Origin of the sequence: Xanthobacter pollutisoli (assembly GCF_040044995.1) — a bacterium.
In the GTDB taxonomy this organism is placed as follows: Bacteria; Pseudomonadota; Alphaproteobacteria; order Rhizobiales; family Xanthobacteraceae; genus Xanthobacter.
This window is the reverse complement of the sequence record NZ_JBDZDP010000038.1, coordinates 1-16,165: the sequence shown is the minus strand read 5'-3', so window position 1 is coordinate 16,165 and position 16,165 is coordinate 1. Positions and strand designations below refer to the sequence as shown.

At 64.8% G+C, this 16,165-nt stretch carries 16 protein-coding genes and 1 pseudogene; 6 read left to right on the top strand and 11 right to left on the bottom strand.

The window, feature by feature from the left end:
- Window positions 1–176 precede the first annotated feature (176 nt).
- The 8 genes and pseudogenes from ABLE93_RS25840 to ABLE93_RS25805 form a co-directional block, all read right to left on the bottom strand.
- Window positions 177–815, bottom strand: coding sequence for a hypothetical protein (locus ABLE93_RS25840; RefSeq protein WP_348842550.1), 639 nt, complete (start codon window positions 813–815; stop codon window positions 177–179).
- Between the two features lie 43 nt (window positions 816–858).
- Window positions 859–1,230, bottom strand: coding sequence for an FAD-dependent oxidoreductase (locus ABLE93_RS25835; RefSeq protein WP_348842549.1), 372 nt, complete (start codon window positions 1,228–1,230; stop codon window positions 859–861).
- A 36-nt stretch (window positions 1,231–1,266) separates the two neighbouring features.
- A complete protein-coding gene (locus tag ABLE93_RS25830) occupies window positions 1,267–2,979 on the bottom strand; it encodes an FAD-dependent oxidoreductase (protein ID WP_348842548.1) in 1,713 nt (570 codons plus the stop codon).
- Between the two features lie 57 nt (window positions 2,980–3,036).
- Window positions 3,037–4,131, bottom strand: a complete 1,095-nt coding sequence (locus ABLE93_RS25825; protein WP_348842547.1) for an SDR family oxidoreductase — start codon at window positions 4,129–4,131, stop codon at window positions 3,037–3,039.
- Between the two features lie 41 nt (window positions 4,132–4,172).
- Window positions 4,173–4,484 carry an EthD domain-containing protein gene (locus tag ABLE93_RS25820; RefSeq protein ID WP_348842546.1) on the bottom strand — a complete coding sequence of 104 codons (312 nt, stop codon included), beginning with the start codon at window positions 4,482–4,484 and terminating at the stop codon, window positions 4,173–4,175.
- A gap of 15 nt (window positions 4,485–4,499) precedes the next feature.
- A complete protein-coding gene (locus tag ABLE93_RS25815; RefSeq protein WP_348842545.1) occupies window positions 4,500–5,558 on the bottom strand; it encodes an SDR family oxidoreductase in 1,059 nt (352 codons plus the stop codon).
- Window positions 5,555–5,863, bottom strand: coding sequence for a hypothetical protein (locus ABLE93_RS25810; protein WP_348842544.1), 309 nt, complete (start codon window positions 5,861–5,863; stop codon window positions 5,555–5,557). The genes ABLE93_RS25815 and ABLE93_RS25810 overlap by 4 nt, the downstream gene beginning before the upstream one ends.
- A 504-nt stretch (window positions 5,864–6,367) precedes the next feature.
- Window positions 6,368–7,479 (bottom strand): annotated as a pseudogene (locus ABLE93_RS25805) (ISAs1 family transposase).
- A gap of 212 nt (window positions 7,480–7,691) precedes the next feature.
- Here ABLE93_RS25805 and ABLE93_RS25800 point away from each other — a divergent pair.
- The 6 genes from ABLE93_RS25800 (at window position 7,692) to ABLE93_RS25775 (ending at window position 13,367) form a co-directional block, all read left to right on the top strand.
- Window positions 7,692–8,993: an ABC transporter substrate-binding protein gene (locus ABLE93_RS25800; RefSeq protein WP_348842543.1), complete on the top strand. Its 1,302-nt coding sequence runs from the start codon at window positions 7,692–7,694 to the stop codon at window positions 8,991–8,993.
- 140 nt (window positions 8,994–9,133) lie between these two features.
- Window positions 9,134–10,006: a branched-chain amino acid ABC transporter permease gene (locus ABLE93_RS25795; protein ID WP_348842542.1), complete on the top strand. Its 873-nt coding sequence runs from the start codon at window positions 9,134–9,136 to the stop codon at window positions 10,004–10,006.
- Window positions 10,007–10,070: 64 nt separating this feature from the next.
- The gene (locus ABLE93_RS25790; RefSeq protein WP_348842541.1) at window positions 10,071–11,069 is read left to right on the top strand and encodes a branched-chain amino acid ABC transporter permease; all 999 of its coding nucleotides are present in this window, start codon (window positions 10,071–10,073) and stop codon (window positions 11,067–11,069) included.
- Between the two features lie 9 nt (window positions 11,070–11,078).
- Window positions 11,079–11,801 carry an ABC transporter ATP-binding protein gene (locus ABLE93_RS25785; protein ID WP_348842540.1) on the top strand — a complete coding sequence of 241 codons (723 nt, stop codon included), beginning with the start codon at window positions 11,079–11,081 and terminating at the stop codon, window positions 11,799–11,801.
- A complete protein-coding gene (locus tag ABLE93_RS25780) occupies window positions 11,794–12,516 on the top strand; it encodes an ABC transporter ATP-binding protein (protein WP_510183092.1) in 723 nt (240 codons plus the stop codon). The genes ABLE93_RS25785 and ABLE93_RS25780 overlap by 8 nt, the downstream gene beginning before the upstream one ends.
- A gap of 14 nt (window positions 12,517–12,530) precedes the next feature.
- Window positions 12,531–13,367, top strand: coding sequence for an alpha/beta fold hydrolase (locus ABLE93_RS25775; RefSeq protein ID WP_348842538.1), 837 nt, complete (start codon window positions 12,531–12,533; stop codon window positions 13,365–13,367).
- A gap of 219 nt (window positions 13,368–13,586) precedes the next feature.
- On the opposite strand, the gene ABLE93_RS25770 is transcribed toward ABLE93_RS25775, so the two are convergent.
- The 3 genes from ABLE93_RS25770 to ABLE93_RS25760 all read right to left on the bottom strand — a co-directional run bounded on the left by ABLE93_RS25770 (window position 13,587) and on the right by ABLE93_RS25760 (window position 15,895).
- On the bottom strand, window positions 13,587–14,153 hold the full coding sequence (locus ABLE93_RS25770) for a hypothetical protein (protein WP_348842537.1): 567 nt from the start codon (window positions 14,151–14,153) through the stop codon (window positions 13,587–13,589).
- 168 nt (window positions 14,154–14,321) lie between these two features.
- Window positions 14,322–15,005 carry an SMC-Scp complex subunit ScpB gene (scpB, locus tag ABLE93_RS25765; RefSeq protein WP_348842536.1) on the bottom strand — a complete coding sequence of 228 codons (684 nt, stop codon included), beginning with the start codon at window positions 15,003–15,005 and terminating at the stop codon, window positions 14,322–14,324.
- Window positions 15,006–15,007: 2 nt separating this feature from the next.
- Entirely contained in the window at window positions 15,008–15,895 is an 888-nt protein-coding gene (locus ABLE93_RS25760) for a DUF1403 family protein (protein ID WP_510183091.1), read from the bottom strand.
- Window positions 15,896–16,165 lie beyond the last annotated feature (270 nt).

The window sequence follows — 16,165 nt, the reverse complement described above, 5'->3', positions numbered from 1 at the left end:
GCAACACCGTCTGCAACAACCCCATCGCACCCTCCGGGTGAAGGGAAACCGTGATTCCGATTCCTCAAACACCCATAGGATAAAGGAGCTTCAGCGGGACGGAACTTTCTTCATCGCGGAATTAGGGACACCACTTCGGTATTCGCGCGGGTCGCGTTCCTCCCCTGCTCCCGGCGTCAATCCGAGAGAACGCCGTGCAGCCGGCCGTGACGCCAGTAGCGAGCATAGAGGTTTAGAAGATCGAGGCTTGAAGCGAAGGGCTCCAGCGTGTCGATCCGCAACTGCGATAGCCCGAGCGGCCGTCGCAGCTCGATCGTCGCCAGAAACTCGTCCTCCCCATTATAGCTGGTCCTGAAAACCCTTGCCGCGGCGACAGCCGGCTTGTCCGCATAGGCCTGCCGAACAGTGGAAACGAGAGCCTCGCCCTGATCGGCGGGGACGCCGCGAAACTTCATCAAGGCCAGCCACTCGCAGGCCCCGCTGGCCCCGATCTGGGCGCAGGGGCGGGAAATCTGCACGCCCTCGGCGCGGTAAAGGCCCTGCATGCGGGGCAGAATGCGCTTTGACCAGGGCGAAAAATTCGTCCCCGAAATCGCAAGATACCCCGGCTCGCGGAGCACATCCGGATGGGCCAGATCATAAAGGGCGACATATCGCGGCCAGCCCTCGATGCAGACATAGCGACGTGCATTCAGGAAGCCGGGAATGGCCGCCCGCTCCGGCACGTGCTCGTCATCGTACCAGTCCTGGAACTCCTCTTCCATTTCGGAAGGCGGCTGCATGGTGACGAGAAGAAGACCCAGCGGTTCACTCATGGCTTCCATCCTGGTCCGGGCCATTCTGCCTGGGTCAAGGCGTTCATTCCGCCGCCCTGCTGATCGCACCGAGATCCCGGCAGGCATCAGTTCCCACCTGCGCGATCTGGACGCCCTGCCGCTGCAGCCAATCGATCACCTGCGCGGCCGTCGCCGCGACTGCCTCCGCGAGCGCCGGGGACGCCGAGGGCACCTCCGCGAGGATGACATACAGCAGGGCCTTGGGGTCGTCGAGGACATCGGTGCGGAAACAGGCATGGAAACCGCCGCCGGCCATGCGCGCATTGCAGCGATAAAGCCCCTCGCCGCGCTCCAGCACCGTCACGCGCGCCCTAAGTTCAGCCGCACGTGCGGCTGCCACCAGTCCGGCGATTCCACCTCCGACTACCAGTGGGTCGACGTTCGTCTGTTCCATGCCGTTTCCTCCCTGTTTCCAAGTTTTTCCCGGCGATTATTCGTCGGCTTGCGCCAGCGAATGCGCCTCCTCCCGCGCATCCGCCGCGTGGCGGGCGGCGAGGTAACCAAAGGTCAATGCCGGCCCCAGATTAATGCCCGCCCCGGGATAGCGGCCCGCCATCACGCTGACGGCGTCGTTTCCGGCGGCGTAGAGGCCGGCTATGGGCGCGCCATCGCCGTCCAGCACCTGGCTGGCGGCATTCACCTTTAGGCCCGCGAACGTGCCGATGTCGCCGGGCTCCACCGCGACGGCGTAGAACGGCGGCTGGATGATGGGGCCGAGGCAGGGATCCCCCATGCCGCCCTGGTCGCCCTGGAAGCGGTTATAGGCGGTGCTGCCCTTGCCGAATTCGCTGTCCCGGCCACTCGCCACGTCGTGATTGAAGGCCGCGACGGTGCGATCGAGCATCGCGGGATCGAGCCCGCAACGCGCAGCGAGCTCAGCGATCGACCGCCCGCGCCTGAGATAACCGGAGCGGACATGGCGCGAGAAGGGAACGGGAAACGGCCGCACATAGCCAAGGCCGAAACGGCGCAGGGTCCGGCTGTCGCAGACCAGATAGGCACGCGGCTCCCGCCCCTGTGTGGCCGCCAGCAAGGCCTGTACGAAATCGTGGTAGGACAGCGCCTCATTCACGAAGCGCCTGCCCGGCGCGGTGACGGCGATGACGCCCGGCTTGGCGCGATCGATGACATGGGGAAAAGCCTGTTCTGCGCCGGGTGTCAAGATGCGCGAGACCGGCATCCATGCGGCGGCATTCGGCAGGGCCTCATCGACCACACCTCCCGCCGCTTCGCCCAGCCGCAAGCCATCGCCCGTGGTTCCGCCCGAGGTGGGGGATGCGTGTTCAGCGCCGGCACGGGCGTGCGGGAACAGGCGCTTTTGGAAGGTCACATCCTGGGAAAAGCCGCCGCAGGCGAGAATGACTCCAGCGCTCGCATGGATTTCGTCGGTCTGGCCGGCGTGTTCGATCACCACCCCGGTCACGCGCCCTGGCTCGCTCAGTAGCGCGATGGCCCGTGTTTCCAGGCGCATATCGACGCCGAGTTCGATCGCCGATTTCAGCAGTCGGCCGGCCAGCGCATTGCCGTTCGCCAGGGTGACGCCGCGCCCGTAGCGGATGACCTCGACGAAATGTCCGGCGATGCGCCGGGCCACGTAGACTGCCGATGTCCACGAGCGTGTCGCGTTGAAGAAGTGCTTCAACTCGGTCCCCGAGCCGACGTTCAGCCCCAGGAACGTGGTCTGTTGCAGGGGCGGCCGCAGCTTGAGCCTGAAATCGCCGAGCAGGCGGGCATCGAAGGGCGCGCAGACGATGGAGCGCCCCTCTCCCGCGCCGGGCGCGTCGGAGTGATAATCAGGAAAGGCGGGGGAGGCGAGGAAGCGCACCGCCGTGTGCGCTTCGAAGAAGCTCACCATGCGCGGGGCTTCATCCAGATAAGTCTCGATCCGTGCTGTGTCCGCGTGCGCGCCGGTCTCGTGCAGGAGATAGGTCATCGCCGCCGCGCGGCTGTCGCGCACGCCCGCCGCAATCGCGACCGGGCTCATGGGCACCCAGCACCATCCCCCTGAGAGCGCCGTGGTGCCCCCCAGCCAGGGCTCCTTCTCGATGACGACGACGCTCAGGCCCAGAAGCCGCGCCGTAATGGCCGCCGACATCCCGGCGGCACCGGAACCGATCACGAGGAGATCACATGCGAAAGGCATCTGCGCACCCGATTATGCGAGGACGATGCGGGCAACCGGAAGGCCGCCCCGCTCGCCTCAGGCCGCGGTCGAGCGAATGATCCGCCCCTGCCGGGGCGGCCCCGGAATGGCCTTCTCCCTGGCCAGTCGGTCGAACTGGCGCGGGATCATCTCGTAGGTGTCGATCACCTCCGTCCACCCGGCCTTCTGTATCTTGGTCAGGGCCGACATCTGATCCCACTCCACCATGAACATGTAGGAGATCGCTGCCTCGAAGGAGGCGAGCTCGGAAATGGAATAGAGCAGCCCGTATTTGCGGCGGATCTCCTCCCAGAGCCCCGCCTTGCCGGACATGAATTGCCCGACGTCAAAGGTCATGACGTCGCCCACCTCCATGTCGAACCAGTCGGCGATGACTGGCCAGGCGAGCTTCCAGCGGATGAAGTCGCCATTGGTGATATTGAAGGCCTGTTTGGCGCCGTTGGGGCTGGTGGCGGCCCACATCATGGCGCGGGCGAGGTGATCCGCCTCCGTGCACTGATACAGGGCCTCCCAGGCCGCCCGCTTGCCGGGAAAGTGCAGCGGCATGCCCATGTGCTTCATCACCGTCGCATAGACGGCGACGGCCTGCATCATGTTGAGCTGACTGTTGACGGCGAAGCCCCAAATGCCGTGCGGGCGCATGGTGCTCCAGCTCCAGCCTTTGCCCGCTTGCCGGGCTTCCAGCATGTCCTGTTGCGCGTAATAGAAGATGCCCATGGGGTGCCGGATCTGGTCTTCCCGCGCCGGGGTGCGGTAGGGCCCGCGATGGCTGCCGTACCACTTGCTTCCGTGGACGAGCTGGATGTGCTTCAGCCTCGGCGCCGCCGCCTCCAGCACATCCACGAGATTGCGCAGGATATTCAGATTGACCTCGTTTTCCTCGGCGAGGTCGGCGCGCTGGCTGTAGGCGGTGAAGAAGACGTGAGTCACGTCCTTCAGTTCGTCGGCCACCGCCAGCAGGGATTGCTTGTCCGCCAGGTCGGCGCGCACCTGGTGTCCCTGGGACAGGCTGTGCTGGGAGCGGCGAGACAGCCCGATGGCGTGCCAGTCCTTGCGCAGAGCGAGTTGCTCCATCAGGGCCCGGCCAACGATACCGCCTGATCCTGCGACGAGCGCGACATTCCGTGTCATTCTTCCATCCTCCCGAGGACAGGATTTTCGTTGGCGAGGCCTTAGCCGCGCAGTTCCTCGAAGCCTTCCAGCACCTCGCGCGTGCGCGTCACCTGTGGCCATGCGGCGTCGAAGTCCGCGAGCAGTGGAGTGAGGATTTCCGGCGTCGTGATCGCTTCGACCGCCGCCAGCGAGGGGAAACGGTAAAGCGCGATATGGACCGCCGGATCGGTCCGGCTCCACATGCGCACCGCGTGCTCCGCGCCGAACGCGGATCGCGCGAGGGGCAGGTGATGGGCGCGGTACCATTCGTCGAAGCCGGGCCGATCCGCCGGATCGGCGACGTTCGCGCGCACGAGAAAAAAGGCAGACATGGTGCTGCTCCTTGGTCAGGCAGGAATGAGGCGGCGATCGGACAGAACGCGTAGGTTCCGGATGAACATGTCGTAGGTATCGAGGCAGTCCTGGAACCCGAACTGCCGGGCTTTGAGTGTTGATGACATGATGTCCCACGCACAGGAAAAGGCGTATTGCGCGTAGTTCCAGTCCACCAGCGCGGTGAAGGGCACAGGCTCCAGGCCGTGTTTGCGCTGGATGGCCGCCCATGTTTCGGACTTGTCCGCCATGAATTGGGGCAGATCGATCTGCTGCGGGGCAGCCGTCTCCATGCCGAAATGCTGCGCTAGGCGCGGCCAGAGATGCTCGAACCGAATGAAGTCGCCGTTGGTGATGTTGAACGCCTCGTTGGCGCACCGCTTTTCCGTCGCGGCCCAGGTCATGGCGCGCGCCAGCAGGTCAGCGTCGGTCGTCTGGTAGACGGTCCAGAATGCCGCCGGCTTGCCGGGCCAGCGCAGCGGCAGGCCCAATTCCCGGCCGAGCGTCGCATAGACGCCCAGCACCATGATCAGGTTGAGCGGGGTGCCGACCGCGTATCCGCAGATCGTGTGCGGCCGGATGAACGAACAGGACCAGGTTTTCCCGGCCTGGCGACCGGCGAGGAGATCCTGCTGGTCATAATAGAAACTGGGCGGAAAATGGCGGGCGTCATCCTCCCGGATCGGGGTCCGGAATGGACCCAGATGGGCGCCGTAATATTTCGTTCCCTGCAGCAGGCTCACATGCCGGAGGCCGGAGGCGGCGTCTTCGACGCAATCTAACAGGTTTCTCAGCATGGCCGCATTGGGCGCAACCTGGGCCACCCAACCGGGAGCGTTTGCGAACGCTGTGTAGAAGACGTGGGTCACCGCTCCCAAGTGCTGGCCTGCGGCCCGCAAGCTTACCGGTTCCACGAGGTCGGCCGACCGAAAGCGCACGTCCGGCGAGAGATACGACGGCGGCTTTCGCGCAATGCCGATGACCTCGTATCCGATCGCTGCGAGATGTCTGGCAAGGGCAGATCCCGCGACGCCGCTAAAGCCGGCAACCAATGCCGTGCCGCGGCCGGTCACGACGGCGCCCCTTCGCGGTGGAGCGAGCAGAGGTGGGAATAAACGCCAATCTCGCCGAGCGAAGCATGTTCGCGCGCGAGGCGATCGGCGAAAGCCGTCGCGTCGGGCAGGCGCAAAAACTCGGCGACCACCGCCTCGGTGATCAAGGCGTCCGCTCCCGGCCGGATCTGCGCTACCGCGGTGCGCGGCGTCTGGCTTTCGCTGGCGGTCCATAATTGTGCGCGCGTGACGCCGGGCGCTTCGCTCGCCACAGGCATCATGGACGCCAGAGCCCCCGCCCCTTCGGCTTCGCGGCGCAGGGTCACCACATCGGCGCCTTGGATGCGGCCGTGGCGCACTGACCGCGCATATGGTGCGCATCGTATTGGTGAAGGCGGGCATGATCCGTTGGGTAAGCGCCGTGGGATTTTCGAGCCGTTCCCGATAGGCGCGGCTGTGCAGCACGTCCCCGGACTGCGTCTCGTAATAGGTGAAGTATCGGCGGTCGCCCGCCTGGGCCTCGTAGCGGTGGCCCGAAAGGAAACCGGGAATGGAGATGCGCTCGGGCAGGTGCTCTTCCGTACACCAGCGCTCGTAACCTTCCTGAGAAGCAGGATGACAATCGTTCCAGACGGCGAGGACGTGGTGCATTCGGATCGATCCGTGACCCGGTTTGAGCCTGAAATGGTTTAGAATGAACGGTCATTCAATGTCAATGCTGATCATTCGCCATTTATACGTGCTGCAACTGCGTTGAAGCGTTCGCAGGTGCAAACATCATGCGAAATAGTGCGTTTGGTACAGAAAGCTGCATCCAGGGTAATCGCATTTCAGACTAGCGCGAGGAGTTTGAGGAGATAGTCTTGATTCCAAGCTGCTTTTTTGAACTTCGCGCGGAGCGAGGCCTTGCTGCTCTCCTTGGCCATGACGTTGAGCGCCATGTGACGGAGGACGGCGAAGTTATGGGGGCCGTTGTCCATGCGGTTGCGTGAGGCGTCTTCGTTCATCGTCACGTCGAGGCGCCAGTGCAAGTTGTTCTCCACGCCCCAATGGCTGCGCACGACCTCGCCGACACGCTCGGGCGACAGCGGCGCGCTGAGAAGATAACAGGCTGTTTCCGTGGAGAGTTTATCGGTCTCCGGCGTTGATCCGGGGATCTCGCGTGTGCGCGTGACCTTGGCAATGGCCTTCAAGCCGGGCCATTGATGGCGCTCCTGCAGCCAGTCGATGTCGGTCGAGACGACGACGGCCCTGGTTTCGATGCGGCCATGATCGGCGTCGACCGTGGGGATGCTCGTTTCGACCTTCGCCAGCGGATCGTCGAGATAAAGATGACATCCTCGTGGAGCGTTCCCTGATTGCCTTTGAGCGCGAAGGCGTAGTCGCCACCCTGATCGACGATCTGCCGGGCGATGGCGCGCTGGCAATTGAGCGCGTCGACGGTCACGATCGCCCCTTTCAGCGTCAGCATCTCCAACAGCTTCGGCACGGCGGAGATCTCGTTCGACTTGGCGTCCGTGGCGATCTGCGCCAGCACGAGGCGCTGCTCGCAGCCCCAGGCCGAGACCATATGCAGCGGCGACTTGCCGCTGGCCTTGTCGAAGGAGCGGCGCAGCACCTTGCCGTCGATGGCGATCACGCCTTCACAGGCTTGCGAGAACCGGCCCATGAACGTCAAAAAGCAGGCGCGGAACTGCTCGGGGTCGAGGAGGCGGAACACGCGGGAAAACGTGTCGTGGCTCGGCAATCCGTTCTCAAGCTTCAAGAATTGCCGCAGGAATTCTTCCTTCTCGCGCGCGAACAACGCCATGTCCGAGGCGTATTGCCCGCCGCACAACACGGTGCACAGCGCGATGACCATGATCTCGGTGAGATCGTGAAGCCCGGCGTTGCCGGTGCGCGGGTCTTCCAGGTCCTCAAAACAAGCCGCCAAGCCTTCCATGCGATCCCCCAGCCGTCGCCCGATCCGGCCATCGGCTAGAATCGATTCGTCACAAGCCTGCAACCCCAAAGCTATTGTCAAGCGCGTTCAAATGCGATTCCCCTGAGCTGCATCCGATCCGTGTTGACAGGCTGCGTCGAATGACTAATCATTCACCCGAACGTGACGACCCGCCCTTGAGAACGAGGTCGCACTTGAGGAGGAGCCCGCCGATGTCGCCCGACGAAGATTCCGCCAACCCGATCCAACGCGGCAAGAGCGCCGGAGCCATGGCTCCCAACCGCCGCCAAGTCATTGCCGGCGTTGCCGGCTTTGCCATTTCTGCGCCATTTGTCGTCACCGCGAAGGCCGCGCCCGCGACTATACCGGTGGGCGTCGTGGTTGGCCTGACCGGCCGCAGTGCGCCCTGGGGCATTCCCGTCGCGGATGCCACCCGGCTCGCCATCGACATGGTCAATAAGTCGGGCGGGATCAAGTCCAAGGAGGGCGCCAAGCTCGAACTCTTCGTCGCGGACCACCAGAGCAATCCGCAGATGGCCGGCACCCAGACCGAGCGCTTGATTCAGACCGCCGGTGTGCTCGCCGTGTTCGGCAATGCGGTGAGCGGCGCGACGATGGTCGGCAGCGCCGCGGCCGACCGCAACAAGACGCCGTTGATATCCACCGACAGCGGCGACACCCTTAGCAGCCGCGGCCTCAAATATTATTTCCGCATCGGCGCCCGGACCTCGCTGCTCTCTCAAACCGCCATCGACTTCGCCAAGTCCATGGCGGAGACGACGAAGGTGGTGCCGAAATCGGTCGCGATCCTCGCCGACGACACGACCTTCAGCCAGGATGCGGCAAACGGGCTGGTGAAAGCCCTGAAAGGCACCGACTGGCCGCTGTTCGATAACATCAGCTTCCCCGCCGGGAACGTGGGCGACTTCTCGCCCATTATCCAGCGCCTCAAGCTGAATGGCGTCGACCTCTTCCTTCAGGCGACCACTGCCCCGGATGGCATCCAGATTCTCCAGGCGTGCAAGGCGCTGGACTATAATCCGATCGCCAGCCTGCATGTTCTCGGGGCACCCTACACCCCCGAGTTCGCATCGAACGCGAAGGCCACCGGCAACTATATCACCGATGCCGTCGGCTACGTCCCCGAGCTGGTGAACTCCAATCCCAAGATTGCCGAGTTCGGACGCATCTACAAGGAAACCTACAACCGAAACCTGGACGACCAGGCATCGCTCGCGGTCAACGGCGTCGGCATACTGCTCGACGCGCTGGAGCGCGCCCCGACCCTCGATCGCGAGGCCATCACTAAGGCGCTGCGGGAAACCGATCTGGAAGTCGGCAGCAACCCCTTCATCGTGCGCGACGGCGTGAAGTTCAGCGAGGCGGGGGACAATATGCGAGCCAAGGCGCTGGTCATGCAGATCATCGACCAGCAGCAGCGCATCGTCTTCCCGCAGACCCTGGCGACCGTGAAGGCCGTGTGGCCGATGCCGAAATGGGCGGCGCGCGTCTGACAGCGCGCTCCTAGCCCCGCTCTGGCGGCGGCACGAGACCGCCCTGCCGGCCGAGGGCCAGGCCTTCGGCCAGCGCTGCACAGCCAAAGCAGGGGCGGCGGAATGACATCCCGTATTCCTGCTTCTCCTGAGGGCTGAATATGTTCTTGACGCTTCTTCAGATCGGTATCGTGAGCGGGCTGCTGAGCGGCCTCGTTTACGCCCTCATGTCCACCGGGTTCAATCTGAGCCTCGGCATCGCGCGCGTGGTCAATCTCCAGCACGGCGCGGCCATTCTCTGGTCCATGTACGCCGCCTATTTCGCCTGGCACACATGGGGCCTCAATCCGCTTTATGTGACACCGGTGATCTGCGGCCTTGCGTTCGTCATCGGCTATGTCGCCCAGCGGCTTTTGATCGACCGCATCCTCAACGTGCCCGAGGACAGCCAGATTCTGTTCTCCATCGGGCTGCTGATTTCGCTGCAGTATTTCGCCCAGTTCATCTTCAGCACGGACGCGCACTCGCTCCAGGCGCGGGAGCTTCAGGGCGCAATCATCCTGGGCGACCTCTTCCTGCAGTATAAGCAGATCGCCGCCGCCGGCGTCGCGCTCGTGGGCTTGCTCGGCCTCCATCTCCTGCTGCGCTACACCGATCTCGGGCGAGACCTGAAGGCGTGTTCCCAGAACGCCATTGGAGCTGCTGCCTGCGGCCTCGACAATCGCCGTCTCTACGCCGTCGCCATGGGCATCAGCTGGGTATGCGCGGCGCTCGCCGGCATCGCCTTGTCCAATCTCGTGCCGATCGTGCCGGATCTCGCCTTCCAATACGCAATCATGGCCGTGGTCGTCTCGGTGCTCGGCGGTCTCGGCAGCGTGGTGGGTTCACTGATCGGCGGTCTGCTGGTGGGCGTCGTCCTCGGCGTCGCACAGGCGTTGGGTTACGGGCAGGTTGCGCAAGCACTGGTCTATACCTGCGTCTTCGTCACCTTCTTGTTCAAGCCGACGGGAATCTTCGGCGCGAAGCTCGCGTAAGTCCCTCGGATCTTTTCAGAAGATATCTGCGATGCATCACACTGTCAAAGAGCACGGTGATCAAATGACAAAACTGCTCGTGGGGCTGATCATTCTCGCTGGGCTGTGCTTTCCATTCTTCGTGGGCGGATACTATCTGAAGCTCACTTTGCTGGCCCTGCTATACGCCTATCTCTCGTCGAGCTGGAATATCATCGGCGGCTATGGCGGTCAGATGTCGTTCGCCCACGGCATTTTCTTCGGAATCGGCGCTTACACGGTGGCACTGTTCTCCGTCTACCAGGTGGCGCCCCTGGTGTTCGCCATTCCCGTTGGCATCGTCATTGTCGCCTGCGTCAGCTTCGTCGTTGCCAGAGTGTGCTTCGGCTACGAACTGAGCGGCATTCACTTTGCCGTCGGCACCATCCTGTTGGCCGAGATCGCACGGATCATGGCCATCAATTCGAGCTTCCTCGGCCGCTCCCAGGGTCTGCAGATCCACGTGGAGGCCTCGATCTGGAACCTCCAGTTCGAAAGTTACCTCCCGTTCTACTACATCGTGTTCGCGATGACGGTCGCCATCGCCGCCGGCACCTACTGGCTCCAGCGCTCGCGCCTCGGCTTTCGCCTGATCTCGCTGCGTGAGCAGGAGCAGAGCGCAAAGGCGCTCGGCATCAACACCACCCGCACCAAGCAGGTCGCGTTCGTAATCAGCGCTGTGCTCACCGCCGCCGGCGGCGCAATGCACGCGCTGGTGGTGGGCTTCGTGGAGCCGGATTTCAATCTTGGACTCCTGCTCGCCCTCACCATCGTGATGGGCGCGGTTCTCGGCGGCCGCGGCACCGTGCTCGGTCCTATCCTTGGCGGCATCCTCGTACAGGCGGTGCAGGAGCTTCTGGTGGTGGCCGGCGGCATCGTGGGGACGACATCGGTCTCGGCGCTGGCGCAGGTGGTCTACGGCCTGTTCTTCGTGTTCATCATCCTCGGCTTCCCTCGCGGAATCGTCGGCACGCTGCAACGCCAGCATTTCGACCGGCAGGCCGTGCTGGGCGAGCCCGGCAAGATCACGCCCGCGAGCCTATAGGAGACCGCCATGCTCGAAACCAAATCGCTGAGCAAGCGTTACGGCGGCCTGGTGGCCGTGGCGGATGTGGACTTCCGTGCGGCGACCGACGAGGTCGTGGCGATCATCGGCCCGAACGGCGCCGGCAAGACCACCTTCTTCAACCTGCTCTCCGGCTTCCAGCGGCCGAGTTCGGGCGAGATGAGCCTGGACGGGAAAAGCATCATGGGCCTTCAGGCCCATCAGGTGTCCAACCTCGGCGTGGTGCGCACATTCCAGGTCTGCCGGCCGTTTCCGGACCTTTCCACCCTTGAGAATGTGGTGGCCGGCGCCTACGCCCATTGCACCACCTATCGCGAGGCGGTCGAGGTCGCAGAGGCCGTCCTGGAAGAGGTGGGGCTGTTTCACAAGCGCCGCTTTCTCGCCAACTACCTTACCCTCCCAGACATGAAGCGCCTCGAACTCGCACGGGCGCTGGCGACCCGCCCACGCTATCTGCTTCTCGACGAGGTGATGGCCGGACTGAACGTGCGCGAGCAGCACGAGGTCGGCGACGTCATCGAGGCGATTCATCGGCGCGGGGTGGGCGTGGTGCTGGTGGAGCATTCCATCACCATGGTGGTGCGCCTCGGGCGGCGGGTGATGTGCCTTAGCGCCGGCCGCAAGATCGCCGAGGGAACGGCGCGCGAAGTGCTCTCCGATCCCGATGTCCAGAGCGCTTATATGGGGGCGGCCAATGACGAAGCTGCTTGAGGTCACAGGCATTTCTGCAGGCTACGGCGTCTTTCCGGTGCTTCACGCGGTGAGCTTCTACGTCGATGAGGGAGAGGTCGTCGCACTTATCGGCTCCAACAGCGCCGGCAAGACGACGACACTGCGGTGCCTGTCCGGCCTGCTCAAGCCGACCCACGGCGACATCCGCTTCGATGGAAAGAGCATCGCCGGGGCCACGCCGCGGGACATCGTTGGTGCGGGTCTCGTGTCGGTGCCGGAGGGGCGCCAACTCTTTCCTAACCTGTCGGTATTCGACAATCTGATGGTCGGCGGCTCTAACTCGCGCGCGAAGCCGCACCGGGCGGCCACGCTCGAAAAGGTCTACACGCTCTTTCCAAAACTTTACGAGCGGCGCGACCAGTTGGCGGGAAGCCTGTCCGGCGGCGAGCAGCAGATGGCGGCCATCGGGCGTGGTCTGATGGCCCTGCCGCGCATGCTGCTGCTGGACGAGCCCTCGCTCGGGCTGTCCCCGCTCATCGTGCGCCAGCTCTTCCAGACAATTTCGGACATCCGCGCCGAGAACATCACCGTCCTGCTGGTGGAGCAGAATGTGCGCAGCGCGCTGAAGGTGGCGGACCGCGCCTATGTGATTGAGAACGGGCGCATCGAGATCGGTGCCGCGGCGCGCGACCTCGAGCGTGATCCGCGCATTGCCGAGAGCTACTTCGGCACCGGCTCCAAGGAAAGCCTATGAGCGGAAGCGATCACATGTCCAGTTGGCTGAGTATTCGCCGAGCGGGCCCCGCGCCTGTCGATCTGCATTATCGTGCCTGGGGGCAGGACGGCCCGCTGGTGGTCCTCCTGCACGAACTCGGCGGCGCGGCCTGGAGCTGGAGCGGCATCGCGCCGAGCGTGGCGGCTGCGGGCTTTCGCTTGGTGGCGTTCGACCAACGCGGTTCCGGCGCCTCCGAGAAGACGCCCGGCCCCTATTCCATAGATCTGCTCGCCGATGACTTGGCCGAGGTCTGCCACGCGTTCTCGCCCGACGCTCCGGTGCTGTTCGGCGGGCTCGCCATGGGCTCAGTGACGGGCCTGCGTTTTGCTCAACGCTATCCCGAGCGCGTAGCTGGCCTTTTTCTTGTGAGCCCAGCAGTTGAAATTGAGGAACATGCGCGAAACTATCTGCTCAGCCGTGCGGATAGGGTTGAGCGCGAAGGCATGCGCGCGGTCTTGGAGGCGAGCTTTGAAAACGCGTTTCCGCCCTTCTGTCGCGCCACGGAAGCGGCGGCGGGTTATCGAAATCAGTATCTCGCAAACTGCCCCGCAACCTACGCCGCTTCCTCGCGGGCCCTTGCCGAGTTCGTAGGTTATGAGCGTCTCGAGACACTCACCATGCCCACTTTGCTCATATCGGGCGTCCATGACTTTATCTGGCCACCGGAACATGGTGCGGCGTTGAAGAAGCTGATTCCATCGGCCCGTTTTGTCGCCGTCGAGGCTGGTCACTTCCCTCCCCTTCAAGCGCCGAAGACGATTGAAAATCTATTCCGCGAATTCTTAATTCTTAACTGTATCGGCGGCAGGGGATGTCCCGGTCGATGTTGAAAAAGGGAGGGCGGCGTTGCTCGCCTTGAGCCGTTAGGCTCGGGGTGTCGAATCCTCGAAGGAAAGCAACGCCATGAAGACCCCTACCACATCGGCGGCGGTGACGCCGTCTGCGCTCGTCGAGGAAGCTGTGGACGAGGTCCGCGCCAGCTTCGAACTGAGGTGGTCCCGCATTGGCGGACAGATTGGCGGCTTCGCTAAGCTTGGTTCTGGTGTGTGTCACGCCGCCATGTTGATGCCGTCGCAGGCCATGTGGACCTCCTTCAGGCCCGGCACGATCGAGCCGTCGCGATTAAACTGCAGCGTCGGGTAGACCCGCCGGTTGCTCGGTCCCGGCACCGCCAGCAGGCTGCCGTCCTGCACCCGCTTGTCGACCGCCTGCCGCGACACACCGCGCATCAGGGTGCGAACCTGCGCAAGATCATACGCGCCGCCGGCCTCCTTCAGGTCTCGCTCGGCGATGCGCAGGCCCTCGACAATGGCCCGGCTGCGTGCGTCCGGCTCGAACGCCGCCTTGTCGATAACGGCAACCGGCCATTCGGTCTCGATATCGGCGATTGTGACTTCTGCCCCCACCTCGACGCCCTTGCCGACAGCCGCACTCAGCTTCCGCGCGGCTCCGGGACCCGACGATACGATTGCGACTTTGGCACCTGGCGGAAGTCCATATCGCTTCAAGGCCTGGACTGGATCGCCCTTGAGCATGAACATCGTCAACCTACGGCCTGTGCGCTTGCGCAGCGGCTTCACGCCAGTCGGGGTCACAGTCTGCAGCTTACTTGCCATCGGTCCAACTCCTGGCAGGAAGATAGGAACGAGAGACAACTTCGGCAACTTTGACAACTCGAGCAACCAACCGCGCAGAGCCCTTGGCTTGTCAATCCAGCTCACGCCAATCCACCCGAAACACACCTACCAACGTCGCCTTCAGAACCTACAGGCGCTGTCGATCGCTCAATCTCCCTCCTCGTCTTCCCCATTCTCGGGTCCGAGATCGTCCTCATCGTCGCCCGGCAGCGGGAACCCGCCCGCGCGCAGTTGCACCGTGTCGAGCAGCCCGGCGTCCTCGAGCGCCTCGATGTCGGGCAGGTCGCGCAGCGTATCGAGACCGAAGTGCGCGAGGAAGGCCCGCGTCGTCACGTAGGTGTAGGGCGCACCCGGCTGCGGGCTCCGCGGCCCGGCAACGATAAAGTCCCGTGCGCGCAGCTCGGCGATGGTGTCGCGGCTGACCGCCTTGCCGATCATCTCGCTCAGGGCGCCCCGGGTCACTGGCTGATGGTAGGCGATTGAGGCGAGCACCAGCATCTCAGTCTCGGACAGTTGGACCGGCGCCGGTTCCGAGCCGAACGCGGCATGGAGCGCCTCGGCATGGCGCGGCCGGGTGCGCAGCTGCCAGCCGCCGGCGACCGTCACCAGTTCGTAGGGCCGCTCGCGCAGCGCCGCGCGGATATCGTCGATCACCAGCTCGAGACTGCAGTCGCGGCCGACCAGGCGGGCGAGCACCTCCCGGTCGACGATCCCGGGCGCGGCGAACAGCACCGCCTCGACCCGCGCCATCCATTCGCGCCAGCGCAGCTCGGTCGGCAACTCGGCGAGTTCGGTGTCGAGGGCCGTGGCGGCGCGGCGTCGGCGACCCATGGTTAGAGCCCGTAGAGCCGGAAGGTGGGCCGGCCGGAAAGCTCACGCACCGCATCGAGCGTCGCGAGCCGCTCGAACAGCCGGCGCGATGCCCAGCGCGACAGCGAGGGTGTCGTCAGGGAGCCCGACACCGCATCGTCGTCGAGCAGCAGCCGGACCGCCTCCCCCGCCCCCTTGGCGCGCAGCTTCGGCGCCACCACAGCGAGGCGGTCGGCGCGGCGGCCGATCTCGGCGGCAAGGCGGCAGGCCTCCGCCGCGCCGGCGGCCGCGGCGAGGCACAGGGCCAGCTCGCCCCCCTCCCCTCCCGGCCGATGCCGGCGACCGCCCGGACCGGACCGCAGCACCGGCGCGTGGACCTGGGTGGCAAGCACCGGCACCGGGATCGGCCAGCGCAGGCGCGCAGCCAAAACGAGGTCCGCGAGCCACCAGGCGAACGCCTCGGCCGCGGGTCCAAGGGCGGGAACCGCGCCGGCGACCGCAGCGGCGGCGAGCGGCGCCGGCCGGCCGGAAGCCGCAGCCGCCGCAATCGCTTCCGGCAGGCGCTCGAACGCCGGCGCCCAGGCGAGGCCCAGCAGATTGGCGAGGGAGCGCACGCCGTCGATGTCAATGATCGGGGAGCGGGAGGCCAGGCGCCGCCAGGCGGCCAGCAGGTTGCCGGCGGGGCCCGGATCGGCGCCGGGCGGGCGCAGGTGCCAGGCATCGCGCAGCGCCGCCGCATCCTCGTGGTGGCCGAGCAGGCGGGCGACGCTCGCGGCCGCGCTGAGGGCCACCCGCTGGCGCCAGGCGCCGGCCCAGGGCGGCTCTGCTCGCACCAGATTATCGAGGGAATTCAAGGCAGCGCCAGCCAGGAAGGCGGCCTCGACCGGGTCGGCGACCGGCGCGCGTGGCACCGCCCAACCCGGGACGACCGGGGTCTGGAAAGCCGGAATAGAGGCGGAGTCTGGTGCGGGCATCGTCGGAAGCATAGCCGAGTTGTGCGCTTTGTGCCACCCTTAACGAACGAAACCGCACCGCCCGTCTCCGAATAAATATGTCCGATAATGTTGCATTATCGGACATATTGACAGAGGGCGCCAAACAGGGTAGAAATGACCTGAAAGGTAGAATATTCGGAACCCTTCCCATGTCGGATGGGCGGAATTTGTGAGACTCAAGCGCTT